Consider the following 20,292-nt stretch of genomic DNA (forward strand, 5'->3'; position numbering starts at 1 on the left):
TGCGCCGCGCCTCTCTCGACCTGCTGTGTGGCTCTGCACGACAGGATTGCAGACATGCCCGCCACCATGACCCCGTTGCCCTCTAGATCAGCCGACGCGTCGGGATTCCGGATCGAGGTCGCGGGGTCGCCGGAGGACATCGAGTCCACCTGGCGGGAGTTCGAGCGCCATGCAGTGGGACATGTCTTCCAGACATTCGTCTGGATGCAGAGCTGGTGCCGCACGGTCGGCGCGGCGTACGGGATCGTGCCGCGTATCCTGACCGGCCGCGATGCGGCCGGACGGACGTCGTTCATCCTGCCGATGGGCATCCGCAAGGCATTCGGTGCCCGCGTCGCCGGCTGGCTCGGCGGCAAGCAGGCCGACTACCACGGCGGTCTCTTCGAGCGACACACACTGGAAAGACTGGCCAACGACCCGGCGGCGTTCTCCACCTTCCTCGCCGGAATCCTGGCAGCCCTCGGCGAGATCGACCTGCTGCACCTCGTGCGCCAGCCGGCGGTGCTGGAGGGGGTCGCCAACCCGTTTCTCGCGCTGCCGTCCTGGCTCAACGCCAACAGCGCCCATGCGACGGTGCTGGAACCCGACTGGGAGACCTTCTACCGGGCGCGCCGTCCGAGTGGCTGGCGCAGGACCGACCGCAAGAAGGAACAGGCGCTCGCCGCGCGTGGTCCGGTCGCATTCGTCGTCGCCGACAGCACGGAATCGACGGATCGCCTGCTGACCACGCTTATGGAGCAGAAGCGGCAGGGTCTGGCGCAGCTCGGCGTGCCGGACATGTTCGCGCCAGAGGCAACGGCGGCATTCTACCGGGATCTGGCCCGGTCGAGCTGCGCCGCTGGTCCCGTCGAGCTGTCCGCGCTGACCGCCGGCGGCGATATCGCCGCGGTAAGCTACGGGCTCAGGCATCGTGGCATCTACTACTACGTCCTGCACAGCTACGACATTGCGCGACTGGCCGACCTGTCACCCGGACGTCAGCTCATGTATCGCCTGATGCAGCGCGAATTCGAGGCTGGAACCCGCGTGTTCGACTTCACGATCGGTGACGAGGGCTACAAGGACCAGTGGTGCGAGATCACCACAGCGCTTTGGGATTCCGAACTGGCGATGACCGCGCAGGGCGCCGTGCTGGCGCGCGGATACCGCCTTGCCGAGGCCGGCAAGCGGCGCATCAAGACCGATCCCGTTCTCTGGCAGAAAGCCGTCGCCGTGCGCAGGGCCTGGCTCGGCTGGCGTGGCAGCAGGCAGCCGCGGCGAGCCGCCTAGCCGGTCCCGCCGCGTTCGGTGCGCAGCCGCGCCCAGTAGTCGAGACGTTTGCGGATCTCACGCTCGAAGCCCCGCGCGGGCGGATCGTAGAATCGCTGCCGCTCCATGCCCTCGGGAAAGTAGTTCTGGCCCGAGAACGCGTCCGGCGCATCGTGGTCATAGGCGTAGCCGGCGCCATAGCCTTCATTCGCCATCAGCTGCGTCGGCGCGTTCAGGATGTGCTTGGGTGGCAGCAGCGAACCGTGTTCGCGCGCTGACTGGACCGCAGCCTTGTAGGCGATATAGCCTGCATTCGACTTCGGCGCGGTCGCCAGATAGATCACCGCCTGGGCGATGGCCAGCTCGCCTTCCGGCGAGCCGAGGAAATCGTAGGCGTCCTTCGCCGCATTGGCGATGATCAGCGCCTGCGGATCGGCTAGTCCGATGTCCTCGAACGCCATCCGCACCACACGGCGAGCGATGTAGAGCGGACTTTCCCCCGCCGCCATCATGCGCGCCAGATAGTACAGCGCTGCATCCGGGTCGGATCCGCGCACTGACTTGTGCAGGGCCGAGATCAGGTTGTAGTGGCCGTCCTGTGCCTTGTCGTAGATGGGCGCCCGCCGCTGCACGACCTCGGCGAGCCCGGCCGTGTCGAAGGTCTCGCCGTCGCGGGCTGCCCGGAACAGATCCTCGGCCAGGGTCAAGGCGGCGCGCCCGTCGCCGTCGGCCATGGCCGCGAGCGCGCGCCGGGCGTCCGCGTCAACGGGCAGCGACCGCCCCTCGGCCGCCTCGGCGCGCTCGAGCAATCGGTCGATGGCGACCTCATCCAGCCGCCGGAACACCAGCACCTGCGCCCGCGACAGGAGCGCGGCGTTGAGCTCGAAGGACGGATTCTCGGTCGTCGCCCCGACCAGCACCACCGTCCCGTCCTCCATGACCGGCAGGAAGCTGTCCTGCTGGGCGCGGTTGAAGCGGTGGATCTCGTCGACAAACAGCAGCGTTCCCTGCCCCGCCAGACGCCGCTGCCGGGCCGCCTCGAACAGCTTCTTCAGCTCCTGGACACCGGAGAAGATCGCCGAGACCTGCTCGAAGGCATGTCTCGTCTCCCCCGCCAGCAGCCTCGCGACCGTGGTCTTGCCGGTCCCGGGCGGCCCCCAAAAGATCAGTGAGCCGAGGCTGCCGGAACCGAGCATCCGGGTGAGCATGCCATCAGGCCCGACCAGATGATCCTGCCCCACCACATCGGCGAGCCGTAACGGCCGGAGCCGGTCGGCGAGCGGTCGCGGGACCTGGCGATCCAGACCCGCCGCCTCGAACAGCGTGGCCATCGCGCCCCCGTACCCTCAACCGGAGAAGGTCGAAGAGATGCGGCGCCCATCGCGGATGATGGTAATCGTCCAGGAACGCCGGCGATTCTCGGTCATCCGCGCCAGCCGGGCGGTTGATTGCACGCCCTCGCCGTTGATCTCGTCGATGATGTCGCCGACGATGAAGCCTACGCGCTGCGCCGGCGAACCCCGCTGTACGGCGATCACCACCACGCCGTCGGCATCCGTATCGAGCGACAGCTCCTCCGCCACGGCCGGTGACAGGTTGGCGACGCGAACTCCGGTCAGCGGCGAGGCGCCACCGATGTCGCGCACGTCGCGGGGCGGATCCTCCGGCGCGGCGATGAGCGACACGCCGACCACCTTTTCCCGGCCCCGTGTCCGCACGGTCAATTGCGTCGTCTCGCCGAGTCCGCGCGTCGCCAGACGGTATCTGAAGGCGTTCGGGTCGGTGATCTCCCAGCCGTCCACGGCCGTGATCACGTCGCCGGTCTTCAGGCCGGCGGCAATGGCCGGGCCGCGCGGATGCAGCTTGCCGACAAGTACGCCGACCGGCCGGTCCATGCCGAGGCTTTCGGCGATGTCGGGTGTGACCTCCTGGACGCTGGCGCCGAACCAGGGCCTGCGCACCTCGCCGCCGTTGCGCGCGCTCGCGACGACGAGACGGACCATGTTGGACGGAATGGCGAAGCCGATGCCGTGCGAGCCGCCGGAGCGCGAGAAGATCGCCGTATTGATCCCGACGACGCGGCCGCGCAGATCAACCAGCGCGCCGCCCGAATTGCCGGGGTTGATCGCCGCGTCGGTCTGGATGAAGAAGCCGTAGTCCGACACCCCGACCTGAGTGCGCGCCAGCGCCGAAATGATGCCGCTGGTCACCGTCTGCCCAACGCCGAAGGGATTGCCGATCGCCAGGACGATGTCGCCGACCTCCAGATTGTCGGAATCATCGAATTCGAGGGCGGGAAAGGGTCCCTGTGCCCGTAACCTCAGGACCGCGAGATCGGTCTTCTCGTCGCGGATCACGACCTCCGCCTCGAACTCGCGGCGATCCGCCAGCGCCACCTTGATTTCGTCCGCCCCCTCGATCACGTGGGCATTGGTGACGACAAGGCCGACGGGATCGACGATGACCCCCGACCCCAGCGAGTTCTGCACCCGGCTCGTTTCCCCGCCCGGCACTTGCGGCAGACCTGGGCCGCCGAAGAATCGGCGAAAGAACGGATCATCGAAGAACGGCGGGTAATTGGGCCGGCGCACCAGCCGACTGGTGTAGACGTTGACGACCGCGGGAGCCGCCCGCTTGACCACGGCCGCATAGGAATAGGTGAGGTCTTCCGTCGTCGCCGGAACGGCACGCGTCTGCGCGGAGGCCGTGCCCGCGGCAAGCGCAAGCAGCACCAGGGCCGCAACCAGGGGAGTACGGTTCATCGCCATTCCTTTCGTGCCGCCAATATAGGGGGCCGAACCGGGAAAAAGAACGGCCGCAAAGTGCCGCGCAGCGGCCGTCTCATCACTCGTTCAGGACCGACAGGAAGGCCGGCCCGAATGCGGCCAGCTTGGCGGTACCGACGCCGCGCACACCCGCCAGTTCGTCCAGCGAGCGGGGCCGATAGGCGGCCATTTCCTCCAGCGTCCGGTCGGTGAAGACCACGTAGGCAGGCACGTTGCGGGCGGCGGCGAGGTCGCGGCGCAGCGACTTCAGGCGGGCAACCAGCTCGGCATCGGGAGCCGGCGGGGCGGGCGTCGCCCGGCGCCGCGCACGCCGCCCGCCCGGCTTCGGCGGTTCGAGCCGCAAGCGGAATGTCTCGGTCCCGTCGATCAGGCCAGCGGCCCGATCGGCCAGCGACAGCGAGCCGTAGCCGCCCGGTTCGACGGCGAGATACCCGTCGGCCACGAGCTGGCGCAGGATCGTCTGCCATTCCGAGCGGCGCCGGTCGGCGCCGGCCCCGAACAGCGGCAGCCGGTCGTGGCCCCTGCCGATGACCGTTTCGCTCGCCTCGCCCGTCAGAAGGTCAGCAAGGTAGACCGCCCCGTACCGCTCGCCCGTCGTGCGGACCATGTCGATCGCCAGCCGCGCAGCCGGCGTCGCATCGACGAACTGCGGCGGCACCAGACAGATGTCGCAGTTGCCGCAGGGACCCGAGGCCTCGCCGAAATAGCCGAGAAGCACCTGGCGGCGGCACGAGGTGGTTTCACAGAAACCGACCAGCGCCTCCAGCCGCAGCGCTTCGATGCGCTTGCGTTCCTCGTCACAGTCCTGCTCCTCGATGAAGCGGCGCCGCGTGCGTACATCCTCCCGGCCATACAGCATCACCGCATCCGACGGCGCCCCGTCGCGTCCCGCCCGGCCGATCTCCTGGTAATAGGCCTCCAGGCTACCGGGAACATCGCCGTGAATGACGTAGCGGACATTCGACTTGTCGATACCCATCCCGAAGGCAACGGTGGCAACCATGACCACGCCGGCCTCCGCGAGGAAGGTCTCCTGGTTTGCTGCCCTTTCGGCAACGCTCATGCCGGCATGATAGGGCAGCGCCCGCACGCCGAGACCCTGCAGCGCGGCCGCGGTCTCCTCCACCTTCCTGCGCGAGATGCGATAGATGATGCCGCTCTCGCCCGGTCGCTCCCGCACCAGACGCTCGATCTGGCGCTGCGCATTGGATTTGGCCAGGACGGTAAGGCGAATGTTGGGACGGTCGAAACCGCAGACGATGGTCTCGACTGCGCCGCCGAACAGCCTGTCGCAGATCTCGTCACGGGTGGCGCGGTCGGCAGTTGCCGTCACTGCGGCCAGCGGCACATCGGGAAAGGCCTCGCGGAGGGCGCCGAGGCCAAGATAGTCCGCTCGAAACGAATGGCCCCATTGCGAGATGCAATGCGCCTCGTCTATCGCGATCAGGCAGACCGGCAGTCTGCGGAGCGCCGCGAGCATGCGCGGCGCCATCAGCCGCTCCGGCGACAGGTAGAGCAGGCGAACCGCACCGCGCACGACGCGTCGCCAGATCGCTACATTAACCTCGCGCGTCTTGCCGGAATGGATCGCCTCGGCGGCAAGTCCGGCTAGCTTCAGGGCCGCCACCTGATCGTCCATCAGCGCAATCAGTGGCGAGACAACGATCGCCAGACCGCCACGGACAAGTGCGGGAAGCTGGTAGCAGAGCGACTTTCCGGCACCGGTCGGCATGATCGCCAGCACGTTGCGGCCGTCGATCAGCGCATCGACAATCGGCTCCTGTCCTGCCCGGAACGCGGCAAATCCGAATGCCTCACGCAGGACGGCGAACTTGCGGCTGTCTTGATCGATCTGTCCCACCGGGAGGCGTTTACAGCAGCCGCCGCCGATCTGTCATCCGATTCGGCAAAGCGGCTTCTTGCCGTCGCGAACACGAAAGGGGCCCGAAGGCCCCTCTGAATGCTCCGCCCGGGCAGGCAGACTCACGCCGCCTCGGTCCCCGAAGCGGTTTCCGCCTCATGCCGGGCGCGGTCCTCGGCACCCTTGGCGCTTTCGTCGCGGTCGACCAGCTCGATCACCGCGACCGGCGCTGCGTCGCCGTAACGGAAGCCCGCCTTCAGCACACGCGTGTAGCCGCCATTGCGCTGCCTGTAGCGCGGACCAAGCGTCTCGAACAGCTTCGACACCGCGTCCTTGTCGCGGATCTGGCTGATCGCCTGACGACGCGCATGAAGATCGCCGCGCTTGCCGAGCGTGACAAGCTTGTCGACGATCGGCTTCAGCTCCTTCGCCTTCGGCAGCGTCGTGACGATCTGTTCGTGTCGGATCAGCGACGCGGCCATATTGGCGAACATCGCCTTGCGGTGACTCGAGCTCCGATTGAGCCTCCGGCCCGCCTTTCCATGACGCATGGAACTCTCCCTGAATTCGGTGGCGCCGGCGGCGCTCAGTAGTGGTCCTCGTACCGCTTGGCCAGTTCCTCGATGTTCTCCGGCGGCCAGTTCGGTACTTCCATGCCCAGGTGCAGCCCCATCTGGGCGAGCACCTCCTTGATCTCGTTCAGCGATTTGCGTCCGAAGTTCGGCGTGCGCAGCATCTCCGCCTCCGACTTCTGGATCAGATCGCCGATATAGACGATGTTGTCGTTCTTGAGGCAGTTCGCGGAGCGCACCGACAGCTCCAGTTCGTCGACCTTCTTCAGCAAGGCCGGGTTGAACGCGAGTTCCGGGACCATCTCCTCGATGATCTCCGCCTTCGGCTCCTCGAAGTTGACGAACACCTCGAGCTGATCCTGCAGGATGCGCGCCGCATAAGCCACCGCATCCTCCGGACTGACCGAGCCGTCGGTCTCGACCTCCATGGTCAGCTTGTCGTAATCGAGGATCTGGCCCTCGCGGGTGTTCTCCACCCGATAGGACACCCGGCGCACCGGGCTGTAGAGGCTGTCAACCGGAATCAGACCGATCGGCGCGTCGTCCGGCCGATTGCGATCGGCCGGAACATAGCCCTTGCCGGTGTTGACCGTGAACTCCATGCGGATCTCGGCGCCCTCGTCGAGCGTGCACAGAACCAGCTTGGGGTTCAGCACCTCGATATCCCCGACCGTCTGGATATCGCCCGCGAACACCTGACCGGGCCCCTGCTTCTTCAGGACCATCCGCTTCGGTCCCTCGCCATGCATCCTCAGCGAGATTTCCTTGATGTTCAGAACGATATCGGTGATGTCCTCGCGAACACCGGGGATCGAGGAGAACTCGTGCAACACACCGTCGATCTGCACCGACGTCACCGCCGCACCCTGCAGCGAGGACAGCAGCACGCGACGAAGCGCGTTGCCGAGCGTCGTGCCGAAACCGCGCTCGAGCGGTTCGGCCACCAGCGTCGCAAGACGCTTCGGATCGCTGCCCGGCGCGACCTCCAGCTTGGACGGCTTGATCAGCTCTTGCCAGTTCTTCTCAATCACGGTCGTACCTCGTCGGATAGTGCCTGACGCGCGGCAGGTTCCGCCAACCGCCGCAGCGCAACCGGCGGCCGGGACGATCCCGCCGCCGGTGAATGAGAGATCAGACGCGCCGACGCTTGCGCGGCCGGCACCCATTGTGAGGAATCGGCGTCACGTCGCGGATCGCGGTGATCATGAAGCCCGCGGCCTGCAGCGCCCGCAGCGCCGATTCCCGGCCCGAACCAGGTCCGCGAACCTCGACTTCCAGCGTACGCATCCCATGCTCGGCTGCCTTCTTGGCCGCATCCTCCGCCGCCATCTGAGCGGCAAAGGGAGTCGACTTGCGCGAGCCCTTGAAGCCCATTGTGCCCGCCGACGACCACGAGATCGCGTTGCCCTGCGCATCCGTGATCGTAATCATCGTGTTGTTGAAGGTAGCGTTCACATGCGCAACGCCCGAGGTGATGTTCTTGCGCTCGCGGCGGCGTACGCGCGTCGTATCTCTGGCCATCTGAAGTCCTTGCTCTCGATATCCTCGCCGCCGTAATGCCAGCGGCTCCACCTGACAGACTGCCAGCCAACCCGCGGATGGCGGCCTTCACCGCCTGCCGTGGTTCGCCAGCGCCGATTTCCTATCCGCTCACTTCTTCTTTCCGGCGATCGGCTTCGCGGGTCCCTTGCGGGTACGGGCATTGGTATGGGTGCGTTGACCACGCACCGGCAGGCCGCGGCGATGCCGCAATCCCCGATAGCAGCCGAGGTCCATCAGCCGCTTGATGTTCATCGCCACCTCACGGCGCAGGTCGCCCTCGACCAGATAGTCGCGGTCGATCGTCTCGCGGATCTGCAGCACTTCTGCGTCGGTCAGCTCGTTCACCCGCCGCTCCGGCGGAATCGAGACCTTTTCGCAGATCTCCCGCGCCTTGGCCGGTCCGATTCCATGAATGTAGCGCAGCGCGATCTCAACGCGCTTGTTGGTCGGAATGTTGACGCCTGCAATTCGGGCCACGTTATTCGCTCCATTCGCACCGGCCCTCGGGCCGGAAGTCCGATCCTGTCCGCGTCAACCACCCGGAACGCACGATACGGGCGACGCGGCCTGCAATCAGGCCCCGCGGCACCCACCGGCTCGACTCCTTACGGACAAGAGCGGCTGGATACCGCATGGCTCGGGTGGAAGTCAACCTCTCCGATCAGATTCCGTGCCAGATCAGGCCGCCTCCAGCACGGAGACGATCTGGTTCGTCACATCATCCATCGAAGCCATTCCGTCCACCGTCCGCAGAAGGCCCCTGTCGCGGTAGAATGCGATCAGCGGCGCGGTCTGCGCATGGTACACCTCGAGACGCTTCTTCAGCGCCTCAGCATTGTCGTCGGCGCGCGGGCCGCCGGCCGACTCGCGGGCACGCTTCTCGATCCGCTCGATCAGGATCGAGCCGTCGACCTCGAGTTCCACCACGGCGTCCAGCCTGATTCCCTTTGCCTTCAGAAGCTCCTCGAGCGCCTCGGCCTGGGCGACGGTGCGCGGAAACCCGTCGAGGATGAATCCCTTGGCGCAATCCGGCTGATCCAGCCGCTCGGAGATGATCTGCACCACGACCTCGTCGGGCACAAGCTCGCCGCGGGCCATGATGTCCTTGGCCTTCTGACCGACCGGCGTTCCGGCGGCGACCGCTGCTCGAAGCATGTCGCCGGTCGAGAGCTGCCGGATGCCGTAGCGCTGCTCGATCCGTGCCGCCTGCGTTCCCTTGCCCGCCCCCGGCGGACCCAGCAAGATCAGTCTCATCGGCGCCGTCCCCCCCTAAGCCGCGCCTTCTTGACCAGCCCCTCGTACTGGTGCGCGAGCAGGTGTCCTTGAACCTGCGACACCGTATCCATCGTTACCGAGACCACGATCAGCAACGACGTGCCGCCGAAGTAGAACGGAACGTTCCACCACGATACCAGGAACTCGGGCAACAGACAGACCAGCGTCAGGTAGAGGGCGCCCACGACCGTGATGCGGGTCAGTACATAGTCGATGTACTGCGCGGTGCGCTCGCCGGGGCGAATGCCGGGGATGAAGCCGCCGTGCTTCTTCAAATTCTCGGCCGTATCGGCCGGATTGAAGACGACAGCCGTGTAGAAGAAGGCAAAGAAGATGATGCCGGCCGCATAGAGCAGCATGTAGAGCGGCTGGCCATGCCCGAGCAGTGTCGTCACCGTCGTCAGCCACTCCGGGCCCTGCCCGCTCGAGAAATTGGCGACCGTGATCGGCAGCAGCAGCAGCGACGACGCGAAGATCGGCGGGATGACGCCGGCCGTGTTCAGCTTCAGCGGCAGATGCGAGGAATCGCCCTGGAACACCCGGTTACCGACCTGACGCTTCGGATACTGGATCAGCAGTCGCCGCTGCGCCCGCTCCATGAAGACGATGAACGCGATGACGACGACCGCCATCACGAAGATGGCGAGGATGATGACCGTCGACAGCGCGCCCTGGCGGCCGAGTTCGAGGGTGCCCGCAATCGCCGCTGGTAGCCCGGCGATGATACCGGCGAAGATGATCAGCGAAATGCCGTTGCCAACGCCACGCTGGGTGATCTGCTCGCCGAGCCACATCAGGAAGATGGTGCCGCCGGTCAGCGTGATGACCGTCGATATGCGGAAGAACCAGCCGGGATCCGTGACGACGTTGCCGGCCCCCTCGAGGCCCACGGCTATGCCGTAAGCCTGCACCGCGGCGAGGAACACCGTGCCGAAGCGGGTGTATTGGTTGATCTGCTTGCGGCCCTGCTCGCCCTCCTTCTTCAGCTGCTCCAGATGCGGCGAGACCGCCGTCAGCAGCTGCACGATGATGGACGCCGAGATGTACGGCATGATGTTCAGCGCGAAGATCGCCATGCGGCCCACCGCGCCGCCGGCGAACATGTTGAACATGCCGAGAATGCCCGAGGATTGCTGGTTGAACAGCTCCGCGACCGCGCCCGGATTGATCCCCGGCAGGGGGATGTAGGTTCCGAGCCGGTAGACCAGCAATGCGCCGAGGGTGAACCAGATCCGCTTCTTCAGCTCCGTCGCCTTGGCGAACGCGCCGAAGTTGAGATTCGCTGCGAGTTGTTCAGCCGCCGACGCCATATCGATCTCCGTCCCGCCCCGTTTCCGTGACCGGTCAGGGCGCCAAGGGCGATCCTCAGCCCTGCTCGGCCGCGCCCGCCGCGACCGCCTTGCCGTCCAGACCGACGAGCTCCACCGAACCGCCGGCCTTCTCGACGGCGGCAACAGCCGCCCTCGAGGCGCCCTGCAGACGGAAGGCGACCTTCGCCTTGAGCTCGCCCGTCCCCAAGAGGCGAACGCCGTCGCGGATGCGCCGCACGAGCCCGGCCGCCACCATCGCCTCGGCCGTAACCGGAGCGCTCGCGTCCAGCTTGCCGGCGTCGATGGCCTCCTGCACCCGGTCCAGATTCACGACCGAGAAGGACTTGCGGGAGATACTGTTGAAGCCCCGCTTCGGCAAGCGCCGATGCAGCGGCATCTGGCCGCCCTCGAAGCCCTTGACCGTGACGCCGGAGCGCGACTTCTGTCCCTTGTGACCCCGGCCGGCTGTCTTGCCGAGCCCGGAGCCGATGCCGCGGCCGACGCGCTTGCGCGCCTTGCGGGCGCCGGGATTGTCGGCGAGTTCATTGAGCTTCATGACACGCTCGCTCCGTAGCCGCTCAGTTCTCTTCCACGACGCGCACCAGGTGGCTGACCTTGCGGATCATCCCCCGCACCGCCGGGGTGTCCGGCAGCGTGCGCCTGCGGTGCATCTTGTTCAGTCCGAGTCCGATCAGAGTCGCCCTCTGATCGCCGGGACGGCGGATCGGGCTGCCGATCTGCTCGACGGTGATCGTCTTCTCGCTGGTCTTGGCCATCGGACCGTCTCCTCGAATTTCAGCAGGCGCCATCAGGCCTCGGCAGCCGCATCGGTGACGCCGTCGCGGCGCCGGCTCTGCAGCGTCGATACCTTGATGCCGCGCCGTGCCGCCACCGCGCGCGGGCTGTCCTCGCGCTTGAGCGCCTCGAACGTCGCCCGCACCATGTTGTAGGGGTTGGACGAGCCCAGCGACTTCGCCACCACGTCCTGAACACCCAGCGTCTCGAACACGGCACGCATCGGACCACCGGCGATGATGCCGGTACCGGGAGGCGCTGCCCGCAGCAGCACCTTGCCGGCGCCCCAGCGGCCCGCGACATCGTGGTGGAGCGTGCGGCCCTCGCGCAGCGGCACGCGCATCAGCGAACGCTTCGCCGCCTCGGTCGCCTTGCGGATCGCCTCCGGAACCTCGCGCGCCTTGCCATGGCCGAAACCGACCCGGCCCTTCTGGTCGCCGACGACGACGAGGGCCGCGAAGCCAAAGCGCCGGCCGCCCTTCACCACCTTGGCCACACGGTTGATGTGGACCAGCTTGTCGACGAACTCGCTGTCGCGCTCGCGATCTTCTCTCATCGGACCCGCCACGTCGTCATTCCTCTTCCTTGTCACGCCGGACCGTGGCCTCAGAACTCGAGGCCGCCCTCGCGCGCTGCATCGGCGAGCGCCTTGACGCGCCCGTGATAGAGATATCCGCCCCGGTCGAACACGACCTGCTTGATGCCGGCGTCGATCGCCCGCTGGGCAATCAGCTTGCCGACCGCCTCGGCGGCCGCCTTGTCCGCGCCGGTCTTGATCGACCCGCGCAAATCCTTGTCCAGCGAGGAGGCTGCCGCGACCGTGTGCCCCTTCGCGTCGTCGATCACCTGGGCATAGATGTTCTTCGAGGAGCGGAACACGCTCAGCCGTGGCCGGCCGTTCGCCGCCCGCCTGATGGCGCGGCGCACGCGCAGCGCGCGCTTCTCGCGATTCGTCAGACCCTTGCTCATGTTCGGCCCCGTTACTTCTTCTTGCCTTCCTTGCGGAAGATGAATTCGCCCGCGTAGCGCACGCCCTTGCCCTTGTACGGTTCAGGCTTGCGGTATCTGCGGATCTCCGCGGCGACCTGGCCGACGCGCTGCTTGTCGATGCCGCTCACGACGATCTCGGTCGGCTTCGGACATTCGATCGAGATGCCTTCGGGGATCGGATACTGCACGTCGTGGCTGAAGCCGAGCGCCAGTTGCAGGGTCCTGCCCTGAACCTGAGCGCGATAGCCGACGCCGACGATCTCCAGCCTGCGACTGTAGCCCTCGCTGACACCCGTGACGATGTTGGACACCAGTGTCCGCGACAGGCCCCACATGGCGCGCGCCCGCTTGGACTCGTCGCGCGGGCTGACCTTGATGCCCTCGTCGGTCATCTCGGCCGCCACCTCCTCGTTCAGCACGATGGACAGCATGCCCTTCGGCCCCTTGGCCGATACGCTCTGTCCCTCGATCGTCGCCGTCACCCCGCGGGGGACGGGGACCGGCTTCTTTCCGATGCGCGACATCGAACAGACTCCCGCTCGTTCTCTTCTGCCCTGCCCGTCAGAACACCCGGCAGAGCACTTCGCCGCCGACATTCTCCTCGCGCGCCTGCCAGTCCGGCATGACACCCTTTGGGGTCGACACGATCGATACCCCAAGCCCGTTGTTGACCGTCGGCAGCGTCTTGACGGAGGCATAGACCCGACGGCCGGGCTTGGAGACCCGCTCGATCGTCCGGATCACTGGCTCGCCGTCGTAATACTTCAGCTCGATCTCGAACTCCGACCGGCCACCATCGAACTCGATCGTCGAATAGCCGCGGATGAAGCCTTCTGACTGCAAAACGTCCAGCACCCGCCGCCGCAGCGTGGAGGCCGGCGTCGTCACCTTGGGCTTGCGCCGCATCTGCGCGTTGCGGATTCGCGTCAGCATATCGCCCAGCGGATCGCTTATCGCCATGACCCGTTCCTCACCAGCTCGACTTGACCAGACCGGGGATCAGGCCCTTCGAGCCCAGTTCCCGGAGCGCGATACGCGACAGCTTCAACTTGCGGTAGAAGGCGCGCGGCCGGCCCGTCACCTCGCAACGATTGCGGATGCGGGTCTTCGAGGAATTGCGCGGCAAGGCAGCGAGCTTCAGCCGCGCCTGGAACCGCTCCTCCATCGACAGCGACTCGTCGTTTGCGATCGCCGCGAGCCGCCCGCGCTTTCCCGCGAACTTCTTCACGAGCTTGACGCGCCTGCGGTTCTTCTCGATCGCGCTCTTCTTCGCCATTACGGAACCTCCTGAGGTTTCCCGCCCCGTTTCCGTCAGTTCCGGAACGGGAAGTTGAAGGCCTTCAGCAACGCCCGCGCCTCGTCATCCGACTTCGCGGTCGTGCAGATCACCACGTCCAGCCCCCAGATCTGGTCGACCTTGTCGTACTCGATCTCGGGGAACACGATGTGCTCCTTGATGCCGAGCGCGTAATTCCCGCGCCCGTCGAAACTCTTCGGATTGAGCCCGCGGAAGTCGCGCACCCGCGGCAGCGCGATCGTGACCAGCCTGTCCAGGAATTCGTACATCCGCGCCTTGCGCAGCGTGACCTTGGCGCCGAGCGACATGCCCTCGCGCACCTTGAATGTGGCGATGGATGTGCGCGCCTTGGTGATCACCGCCTTCTGGCCAGCGATCCGCGTCAGATCCGCTGCGGCCGAGACGGTGCGCTTCTGGTCGCCGACGGCCTCGCCGATCCCCATGTTCAGCACAATCTTGTCCAGCCGCGGCACCATCATCGGATTCGTGTAGCCGAACTCTGCCAGCAGCTTCGGCTTCACGACGTCGTTGTAGTGGCGCTTGAGGCGCGGCTCGTAAGCTGCTTCAGCCATCGATCACTTCTCCCGACCGCTTGGCGACACGCACCTTGCGACCGTCGTTCAGGAACTTGAACCCGACCCGGCTCGGCTTGCCGTCCTTCGGATCGGCCAGCGCCAGATTGGACAGGTGAATGGGCGCTTCCTTGGACTTGATGCCGCCTTCCTCCTGCGCCGTCTGGCGCTGGTGGCGCTGCACCATGTTGACCCCCGACACGATCGCCCGGTTCTCCTTCGGGAAAACCTTCAGGACGTCGCCGGTCCTGCCCTTGTCGCGGCCGCTAAGGACCACGACCTTGTCGCCCTTGCGGATCTTCGCCATCGACATCACAGCACCTCCGGCGCAAGCGATACGATCTTCATGTGGTTCTTCGCCCTGAGCTCGCGCGGCACCGGGCCGAAGATGCGCGTGCCGATCGGCTCCTTGTTGTTGTTCACCAGCACCGCGGCGTTGCGGTCAAAGCGGATGACGCTTCCGTCCGGCCGGCGGATGTCCTTCGCGGTGCGCACGACGACCGCCTTCATGACGTCGCCCTTCTTCACGCGGCCGCGCGGGATGGCCTCCTTCACCGACACCACGATGATGTCGCCGACCGATGCGTACTTTCGCTTCGACCCGCCCAGCACCTTGATGCACTGCACCCGGCGCGCGCCCGAATTGTCGGCGACATCGAGATTCGTCTGCATCTGGATCATGGCCGGCCTCTTCTTCCTTTTCGTCGTGCGGCCGCAGCCGCACCTTGCCTGTTTCCTGCGCTACCGGTCCGGCCTCAGTCCGCCAGGGCGACCCAGCGCTTCAGCTTCGAGATCGGTGCGCACTCCTCGATCCGTACCTGATCCCCGACCTTGAACCGGTTCTCGGCGTCGTGGGCATGGTACTTCTTGCTCGTGCGGACCACCTTGTGCAGCAGCGGATGCGTGTAGCGCCGCTCGACCTCGACAACGATCGTCTTGTCGTTCTTGTTACTGACGACGGTTCCGCTCAGAATTCGCTTTGGCATGTCTTAGGACCTCAAGCCTTGCCCGCCGCGCGGCTCTTGCCGCCCAGCACGGTCTGCACGCGCGCAATGTCGCGCCGCACCTGGCGAACCCGCGCGGTGTTCTCGAGCTGGCCCGTCGCCTTCTGGAAGCGCAGATTGAACTGCTCCTTCTTCAGCTTGGCCAGCTCGTCCCTGAGCTCGTCCACGGTCTTCGACCAGACCTCGCTCGCCTTCATCTCGCTCACTCCGCTCACTCGCTGGCGCGCTGCACGAAGCGCGTCTTGATCGGCAGCTTCGCCGCCCCAAGCCGCAGCGCCTCGCGTGCCACGACCGGCGGCACCCCGTCGATCTCGAACATGATCCGACCTGGCTTCACCCTGGCGACCCAGTACTCCGGCGCGCCCTTGCCCTTTCCCATGCGCACCTCGGTCGGCTTCTTCGACACCGGCACGTCCGGGAAGATGCGGATCCACACACGGCCGGCGCGCTTCATGTGACGCGTGATGGCGCGCCGCGCCGCCTCGATCTGCCGGGCAGTGATCCGCTCCGGCTCGAGCGCCTTGATGCCGAAGGAGCCGAAGGTCAGCAACGTGCCGCTGGTGGCGACGCCGTGAATGCGGCCCTTGTGCTGCTTGCGGAACTTGGTGCGCTTGGGTTGAAGCATGGTTCTTCTCTACTTCAGGTCCTGTGCCCGTCTTCAGCTGTGCATCTCGCGCCGGCCACCGCCGCTGCGCCCGCCGCTCTCCGCAACTTCCATCGCACGGCGCTCGGAGGCCATCGGATCGTGCTCGAGAATCTCGCCCTTGAAGATCCACACCTTGACACCACACGTGCCGTAGGCCGTCACGGCGGTCGCCTCGCCATAGTCGATGTCGGCGCGCAGCGTGTGCAGCGGAACCCGACCCTCCCGATACCACTCCATGCGCGCGATCTCGGCGCCACCGAGCCGACCGGAGCAGTTGATGCGGATGCCCTCGGCGCCGAGCCGCATTGCCGACTGCACCGCCCGCTTCATGGCGCGCCGGAACGAGACCCGGCGCTCGAGCTGCTGGGCAATCGAGTCAGCCACCAGATTGGCGTCGATCTCCGGCTTGCGAACCTCGACGATGTTGAGATGCACTTCCGACTGCGTCATCCGAGCGATCTTGCGGCGCAGCTTCTCGATGTCGGCGCCCTTCTTGCCGATGACGATGCCCGGACGTGCGCTGTGGATCGTCACCCGGCACTTCTTGTGCGGACGCTCGATCACGATCTTCGATACCGCCGCCTGCTTCAGTTCCTTCTTCAGCATGTCGCGGATCTTCAGATCCTCGTGCAGCAGCGACCCATATTCGCGCTGCCCGGCGAACCAGCGGGAATCCCAGGTACGGTTGATCCCGAGCCGGAGCCCGATCGGATTGACTTTCTGGCCCATCAGGCGGACTCCTCGACTTGCCGCACGATGATCGTCAGGTTGGAGAACGGCTTCTCGATCCGACCGACGCGTCCGCGCGCCCGCGGCGTCCAGCGCTTCATCACCAGCGCCTTGCCGACGAAGGCCTGCGACACGACGAGGTCGTCGACGTCGAGGTCGTGATTGTTCTCCGCATTGGCGATCGCGGATTCCAGCGTCTTCTTCACATCCCGCGCGATCCGCTTCTTCGAGAAGGTCAGATCGGCCAACGCCGCCGAAACCTTCTTGCCGCGGATGGAGGCCGCCACGAGATTGAGCTTCTGAGGGCTTACCCGGATGTTGCGGGTGACGGCCTTCGCCTCGTTCTCGGGCAGGGCGCGCTCGCGAGCAGCTTTGCCCATGGCCTATCTCCTCTTCGCCTTCTTGTCAGCCGCATGCCCGTAGTAGGTGCGCGTCGGCGAGAACTCTCCGAACTTGTGGCCGACCATGTCCTCCGACACCAGCACCGGCACGTGCTTCTGACCGTTGTAGACGCCGAACGTCAGGCCAACGAACTGCGGCAGGATCGTCGAGCGCCGGCTCCAGATCTTGATGACCTCGTTGCGGCCCGAAGACCGTGCGGCCTCCGCCTTCTTCAACAGATAGCCGTCGACGAACGGCCCCTTCCAAACGGAACGCGTCATGATCCGTGCCCTACTTCTTCAGGTGCCGCGAACGCAGGATGAACTTCTGCGTCGCCTTGTTGCGCCGGGTCTTCTTGCCCTTGGTCGGCTTGCCCCAGGGGGTGACCGGATGCCGGCCACCGGAGGTGCGGCCCTCGCCGCCGCCATGCGGATGATCGACCGGGTTCATCGCGACACCACGCACCGACGGGCGTTTGCCGCGCCAGCGCGACCGGCCGGCCTTGCCATCATTGATGTTGGCATGATCCGGATTGGAAACCGCGCCGACGGTGGCCATGCAGGCACCATGCACCAGCCGCTGCTCGCCTGAGTTCAGGCGCAGGATCGCGTAGCCCTGGTCGCGTCCGACCAGCTGAACATAGGTCCCTGCCGACCGCGCGATCTGGCCGCCCTTGCCAGGCTTCATCTCCACGTTGTGGACGATCGTGCCGATCGGGATCGACGCAAGCGGCATCGCATTGCCTGGTTTGACGTCGACCTGCTTGCCGGCGACCACCGTATCACCAACGCCCAGCCGCTGCGGCGCCAGGATGTAAGCCTGCTCGCCGTCCGGATAGGAGATGAGTGCGATGAACGCGGATCGGTTCGGATCGTACTCGAGACGCTCGACCGTGCCGGGTACGTCGAACTTGGTTCGCTTGAAGTCGATGATCCGGTACAGCCGCTTGTGGCCGCCGCCGCGTCGGCGCGCGGTGACACGTCCGGCGTTGTTGCGGCCGCCCGACTTGATCAGGCCCTCGGTCAGCTTCTTTACCGGCCTGCCCTTCCAAAGGCCAGAACGATCGACGATGACCAGCTGGCGCTGGCCGGGCGTCGTCGGATTGTAGCTCTTCAGTGCCATGTTCCGTAGCCTCGCCCGTCGCTCACAGACCGGTCGTCACGTCGATGGAGTGGCCTTCGGCGAGCGTCACGAACGCCTTCTTCTCGTCCGACTGCTTGCCCTTGACGCCCTTGAACCGCTTGTTTTTGCCCTTGCGAACCAGCGTGTTGACCGCCGAAACCTTGACCTGGAACAGCGCCTCGACGGCAGCCTTGATCTCCGCCTTGGTCGCACCCGGCGCGACCTTGAAGACCACCTTGTTCTGCTCCGAGGCCATCGTCGACTTCTCGGTGATGACCGGTGCCACCAGCACGTCGTAGTGCTTTAGATTGGTCATTTGAACCGCTCCTCCAGAGCCTCGATGGCGGCCTTGGTCAGCACCAGCTTGTCACGGCGCAAGATGTCATAGACGTTGATGCCCTGAACCGGCAGCACATCGACGTTCGGGATATTCCGCGCAGCGAGCCGGAAGTTCTCCTCCACCTCGCCTCCGCCGACGACAAGCGCCGAGCCCAGACCGAGCTTGGCGAACTGCTCGAGCAGCACCTTCGTCTTGGCACTCGCGGCGGTCGCCGACTCCAGCACGATCAGCGACTCCGACCTCGCCTTCGCCGACAGCGCATGCTTCAGCGCCAGCGCCCGCACCTTCTTGGGCAGATCATGCGCATGGCTGCGCACAACCGGACCGAAGGCCTTGCCGCCGCCGCGGAACTGCGGCGCGGTTCTCGCACCGTGACGGGCGCGACCCGTGCCCTTCTGCTTGTACATCTTCGCGGTGGTGCCGTGCACTTCGCCGCGAGTCTTCGACTTGTGCGTCCCGGCCTGACGCCTGGCCAGCTGCCAGCGGACCATGCGCTGCAGGATGTCGCTGCGCGGCTCCAGACCGAAGATCTCGTCGGAAAGATCAACCGATCCCGACTTGTTGCCGTCGAGCGCAATCACGTCGATCTTCATGGATCACCCCTCCGAACCGGTCTCGGCCGCGCCCGGCTGGGCAGCCGAGTCGACGCCATTCGCCGCCGTCCGGAATGCGCCCGGAAACGGAACGCCCTCGGGCAGCTCTTTCTTCACCGCGTCGCGCAGCATCACCCAGCCGCCCTTCGCGCCCGGAACCGCCCCGCGCACCATGATCAGCCCACGATCGGAGTCAGTGCCAACGACCTGAAGGTTCTGCGTGGTGACCCGAACGCTGCCCATGTGGCCGGCCATCTTCTTGTTCTTGAAGACCTTGCCGGGATCCTGGCGGCCACCGGTCGAACCATGCGAACGGTGACTGATCGACACGCCGTGCGAGGCGCGCAGGCCGCCGAAATTGTGCCGCTTCATCGCGCCGGCGAAGCCCTTGCCGATCGAGATGCCGGTCGCATCCACGTACTGACCGGCGACGAAATGATCGGCCGTCAGCTCAGCACCCACCTCGATGACGTTCTCCGGGCTCACCCGGAACTCCGCCAACTTCCGCTTCGGCTCGACTTTGGCCACCGCGAAATGCCCGCGCATGGCGCGCGGCGTGTTCTTCGCCTTGGCGAGCCCGGCGCCAAGCTGCAGCGCAACGTAGCCGTTCTTCTCTTCGGTGCGATGAGCCACGACCTGGCAGCCGTCCACCTTCAGCACGGTGACCGGGACCTGTTCCCCGGTGTCCGTGAAGATGCGGGTCATCCCGACCTTCTGAGCGATCAGTCCTGAGCGCATGACCGTGTCGCTTTCCTAACCGTTCCTCAGAGCTTGATCTCGACGTCGACGCCGGCGGCGAGATCGAGCTTCATCAGCGCGTCCACCGTCTGCGGCGTTGGCTCGACGATGTCGAGCAGCCGCTTGTGGGTGCGCATCTCGAACTGCTCGCGGCTCTTCTTGTCGATGTGCGGCGAGCGGTTGACCGTGAACTTCTCGATCCGCGTCGGCAGCGGGATCGGGCCGCGCACGCGCGCACCGGTCCGCTTGGCGGTGTTGACGATCTCGCGCGTCGAGGCATCGAGGATCCGATGGTCGAACGCCTTGAGTCGTATGCGGATGTTCTGGCCGTTCATGGTCTTGTTCCTGAAACCGGCGGACGCGCCCGGCAAGCGGGGGCGCGCCCTGCCAATTCGCCCTACTCGATGATCTGGGAGACGACGCCGGCGCCGACGGTGCGGCCGCCCTCGCGGATGGCGAAGCGCAGGCGCTCCTCCATGGCGATCGGCACG

General features: G+C 66.1%; 32 protein-coding genes. 1 reads left to right on the plus strand and 31 read right to left on the minus strand.

Translation table 11 applies throughout. The features are described from left to right. Window positions 1–54: 54 nt before the first annotated feature. Window positions 55–1,269: a GNAT family N-acetyltransferase gene (locus EDC22_RS05220; protein WP_165926800.1), complete on the plus strand. Its 1,215-nt coding sequence runs from the start codon at window positions 55–57 to the stop codon at window positions 1,267–1,269. Here the strand turns inward: EDC22_RS05220 and EDC22_RS05225 are convergent. The 31 genes from EDC22_RS05225 to EDC22_RS05375 all read right to left on the minus strand — a co-directional run. Further along, a complete protein-coding gene (locus tag EDC22_RS05225) occupies window positions 1,266–2,579 on the minus strand; it encodes a replication-associated recombination protein A (RefSeq protein ID WP_132805543.1) in 1,314 nt (437 codons plus the stop codon). The genes EDC22_RS05220 and EDC22_RS05225 overlap by 4 nt on opposite strands. Window positions 2,580–2,594: 15 nt before the next feature. After that, window positions 2,595–4,016 (minus strand): Do family serine endopeptidase, encoded by a 1,422-nt coding sequence (locus EDC22_RS05230; RefSeq protein WP_132805544.1) that lies wholly within the window; start codon window positions 4,014–4,016, stop codon window positions 2,595–2,597. A gap of 76 nt (window positions 4,017–4,092) precedes the next feature. Beyond that, window positions 4,093–5,895, minus strand: a complete 1,803-nt coding sequence (recQ, locus tag EDC22_RS05235) for a DNA helicase RecQ (RefSeq protein ID WP_132805545.1) — start codon at window positions 5,893–5,895, stop codon at window positions 4,093–4,095. A gap of 122 nt (window positions 5,896–6,017) precedes the next feature. Beyond that, a complete protein-coding gene (gene rplQ, locus EDC22_RS05240) occupies window positions 6,018–6,446 on the minus strand; it encodes a 50S ribosomal protein L17 (RefSeq protein WP_132805546.1) in 429 nt (142 codons plus the stop codon). Between the two features lie 35 nt (window positions 6,447–6,481). Next, complete coding sequence (locus tag EDC22_RS05245) at window positions 6,482–7,516, minus strand: DNA-directed RNA polymerase subunit alpha (protein WP_245499648.1); 1,035 nt, start codon at window positions 7,514–7,516, stop codon at window positions 6,482–6,484. Window positions 7,517–7,598: 82 nt separating this feature from the next. Continuing rightward, the gene (gene rpsK / locus EDC22_RS05250) at window positions 7,599–7,988 is read right to left on the minus strand and encodes a 30S ribosomal protein S11 (protein WP_132805548.1); all 390 of its coding nucleotides are present in this window, start codon (window positions 7,986–7,988) and stop codon (window positions 7,599–7,601) included. Between the two features lie 129 nt (window positions 7,989–8,117). Then, entirely contained in the window at window positions 8,118–8,486 is a 369-nt protein-coding gene (gene rpsM / locus EDC22_RS05255; RefSeq protein ID WP_132805549.1) for a 30S ribosomal protein S13, read from the minus strand. Between the two features lie 201 nt (window positions 8,487–8,687). Beyond that, window positions 8,688–9,263 (minus strand): adenylate kinase, encoded by a 576-nt coding sequence (locus EDC22_RS05260; protein ID WP_132805550.1) that lies wholly within the window; start codon window positions 9,261–9,263, stop codon window positions 8,688–8,690. Continuing rightward, window positions 9,260–10,594 (minus strand): preprotein translocase subunit SecY, encoded by a 1,335-nt coding sequence (secY, locus tag EDC22_RS05265; protein WP_132805551.1) that lies wholly within the window; start codon window positions 10,592–10,594, stop codon window positions 9,260–9,262. The genes EDC22_RS05260 and secY overlap by 4 nt, the downstream gene beginning before the upstream one ends. Window positions 10,595–10,649: 55 nt before the next feature. Beyond that, complete coding sequence (gene rplO / locus EDC22_RS05270; protein ID WP_132805552.1) at window positions 10,650–11,150, minus strand: 50S ribosomal protein L15; 501 nt, start codon at window positions 11,148–11,150, stop codon at window positions 10,650–10,652. A gap of 22 nt (window positions 11,151–11,172) precedes the next feature. Beyond that, a complete protein-coding gene (gene rpmD / locus EDC22_RS05275; protein ID WP_132805553.1) occupies window positions 11,173–11,370 on the minus strand; it encodes a 50S ribosomal protein L30 in 198 nt (65 codons plus the stop codon). Window positions 11,371–11,402: 32 nt separating this feature from the next. Further along, window positions 11,403–11,945 (minus strand): 30S ribosomal protein S5, encoded by a 543-nt coding sequence (rpsE, locus tag EDC22_RS05280; protein WP_132805554.1) that lies wholly within the window; start codon window positions 11,943–11,945, stop codon window positions 11,403–11,405. Window positions 11,946–11,995: 50 nt separating this feature from the next. Further along, window positions 11,996–12,358 carry a 50S ribosomal protein L18 gene (rplR, locus tag EDC22_RS05285; protein ID WP_132805555.1) on the minus strand — a complete coding sequence of 121 codons (363 nt, stop codon included), beginning with the start codon at window positions 12,356–12,358 and terminating at the stop codon, window positions 11,996–11,998. An 11-nt stretch (window positions 12,359–12,369) separates the two neighbouring features. After that, a complete protein-coding gene (gene rplF / locus EDC22_RS05290) occupies window positions 12,370–12,903 on the minus strand; it encodes a 50S ribosomal protein L6 (RefSeq protein ID WP_132805556.1) in 534 nt (177 codons plus the stop codon). A 37-nt stretch (window positions 12,904–12,940) separates the two neighbouring features. After that, window positions 12,941–13,339 carry a 30S ribosomal protein S8 gene (gene rpsH / locus EDC22_RS05295; protein ID WP_132805557.1) on the minus strand — a complete coding sequence of 133 codons (399 nt, stop codon included), beginning with the start codon at window positions 13,337–13,339 and terminating at the stop codon, window positions 12,941–12,943. 10 nt (window positions 13,340–13,349) lie between these two features. Then, the gene (rpsN, locus tag EDC22_RS05300; RefSeq protein ID WP_132805558.1) at window positions 13,350–13,655 is read right to left on the minus strand and encodes a 30S ribosomal protein S14; all 306 of its coding nucleotides are present in this window, start codon (window positions 13,653–13,655) and stop codon (window positions 13,350–13,352) included. A 35-nt stretch (window positions 13,656–13,690) separates the two neighbouring features. After that, the gene (gene rplE, locus EDC22_RS05305) at window positions 13,691–14,248 is read right to left on the minus strand and encodes a 50S ribosomal protein L5 (RefSeq protein WP_132805559.1); all 558 of its coding nucleotides are present in this window, start codon (window positions 14,246–14,248) and stop codon (window positions 13,691–13,693) included. Further along, a complete protein-coding gene (gene rplX, locus EDC22_RS05310; protein ID WP_132805613.1) occupies window positions 14,241–14,555 on the minus strand; it encodes a 50S ribosomal protein L24 in 315 nt (104 codons plus the stop codon). The genes rplE and rplX overlap by 8 nt, the downstream gene beginning before the upstream one ends. A gap of 5 nt (window positions 14,556–14,560) precedes the next feature. Next, on the minus strand, window positions 14,561–14,929 hold the full coding sequence (rplN, locus tag EDC22_RS05315) for a 50S ribosomal protein L14 (protein WP_132805560.1): 369 nt from the start codon (window positions 14,927–14,929) through the stop codon (window positions 14,561–14,563). Between the two features lie 74 nt (window positions 14,930–15,003). After that, a complete protein-coding gene (gene rpsQ, locus EDC22_RS05320) occupies window positions 15,004–15,234 on the minus strand; it encodes a 30S ribosomal protein S17 (RefSeq protein ID WP_132805561.1) in 231 nt (76 codons plus the stop codon). An 11-nt stretch (window positions 15,235–15,245) separates the two neighbouring features. Further along, on the minus strand, window positions 15,246–15,449 hold the full coding sequence (rpmC, locus tag EDC22_RS05325; protein ID WP_132805614.1) for a 50S ribosomal protein L29: 204 nt from the start codon (window positions 15,447–15,449) through the stop codon (window positions 15,246–15,248). A 14-nt stretch (window positions 15,450–15,463) separates the two neighbouring features. Continuing rightward, complete coding sequence (gene rplP, locus EDC22_RS05330) at window positions 15,464–15,877, minus strand: 50S ribosomal protein L16 (protein WP_132805562.1); 414 nt, start codon at window positions 15,875–15,877, stop codon at window positions 15,464–15,466. Between the two features lie 33 nt (window positions 15,878–15,910). After that, window positions 15,911–16,627 (minus strand): 30S ribosomal protein S3, encoded by a 717-nt coding sequence (gene rpsC, locus EDC22_RS05335; RefSeq protein WP_132805563.1) that lies wholly within the window; start codon window positions 16,625–16,627, stop codon window positions 15,911–15,913. After that, window positions 16,627–17,007: a 50S ribosomal protein L22 gene (gene rplV, locus EDC22_RS05340; protein ID WP_132805564.1), complete on the minus strand. Its 381-nt coding sequence runs from the start codon at window positions 17,005–17,007 to the stop codon at window positions 16,627–16,629. The genes rpsC and rplV overlap by 1 nt, the downstream gene beginning before the upstream one ends. A gap of 3 nt (window positions 17,008–17,010) precedes the next feature. After that, complete coding sequence (gene rpsS / locus EDC22_RS05345) at window positions 17,011–17,289, minus strand: 30S ribosomal protein S19 (RefSeq protein ID WP_132805565.1); 279 nt, start codon at window positions 17,287–17,289, stop codon at window positions 17,011–17,013. Window positions 17,290–17,299: 10 nt separating this feature from the next. Beyond that, complete coding sequence (gene rplB, locus EDC22_RS05350) at window positions 17,300–18,130, minus strand: 50S ribosomal protein L2 (RefSeq protein WP_132805566.1); 831 nt, start codon at window positions 18,128–18,130, stop codon at window positions 17,300–17,302. 22 nt (window positions 18,131–18,152) lie between these two features. After that, window positions 18,153–18,446 (minus strand): 50S ribosomal protein L23, encoded by a 294-nt coding sequence (locus EDC22_RS05355; RefSeq protein WP_132805567.1) that lies wholly within the window; start codon window positions 18,444–18,446, stop codon window positions 18,153–18,155. Continuing rightward, complete coding sequence (rplD, locus tag EDC22_RS05360; RefSeq protein ID WP_132805568.1) at window positions 18,443–19,063, minus strand: 50S ribosomal protein L4; 621 nt, start codon at window positions 19,061–19,063, stop codon at window positions 18,443–18,445. The genes EDC22_RS05355 and rplD overlap by 4 nt, the downstream gene beginning before the upstream one ends. Before the next feature lie 3 nt (window positions 19,064–19,066). Beyond that, on the minus strand, window positions 19,067–19,801 hold the full coding sequence (gene rplC / locus EDC22_RS05365; RefSeq protein WP_132805569.1) for a 50S ribosomal protein L3: 735 nt from the start codon (window positions 19,799–19,801) through the stop codon (window positions 19,067–19,069). 26 nt (window positions 19,802–19,827) lie between these two features. After that, window positions 19,828–20,136 carry a 30S ribosomal protein S10 gene (rpsJ, locus tag EDC22_RS05370; RefSeq protein ID WP_132805570.1) on the minus strand — a complete coding sequence of 103 codons (309 nt, stop codon included), beginning with the start codon at window positions 20,134–20,136 and terminating at the stop codon, window positions 19,828–19,830. A gap of 62 nt (window positions 20,137–20,198) precedes the next feature. Then, window positions 20,199–20,292: EF-Tu C-terminal domain-related protein (locus tag EDC22_RS05375; RefSeq protein WP_483754796.1), on the minus strand; the 94-nt coding region annotated here is incomplete at its 5' end.

Origin of the sequence: Tepidamorphus gemmatus (genome assembly GCF_004346195.1) — a bacterium.
Classification (GTDB): Bacteria; Pseudomonadota; Alphaproteobacteria; order Rhizobiales; family Tepidamorphaceae; genus Tepidamorphus; species Tepidamorphus gemmatus.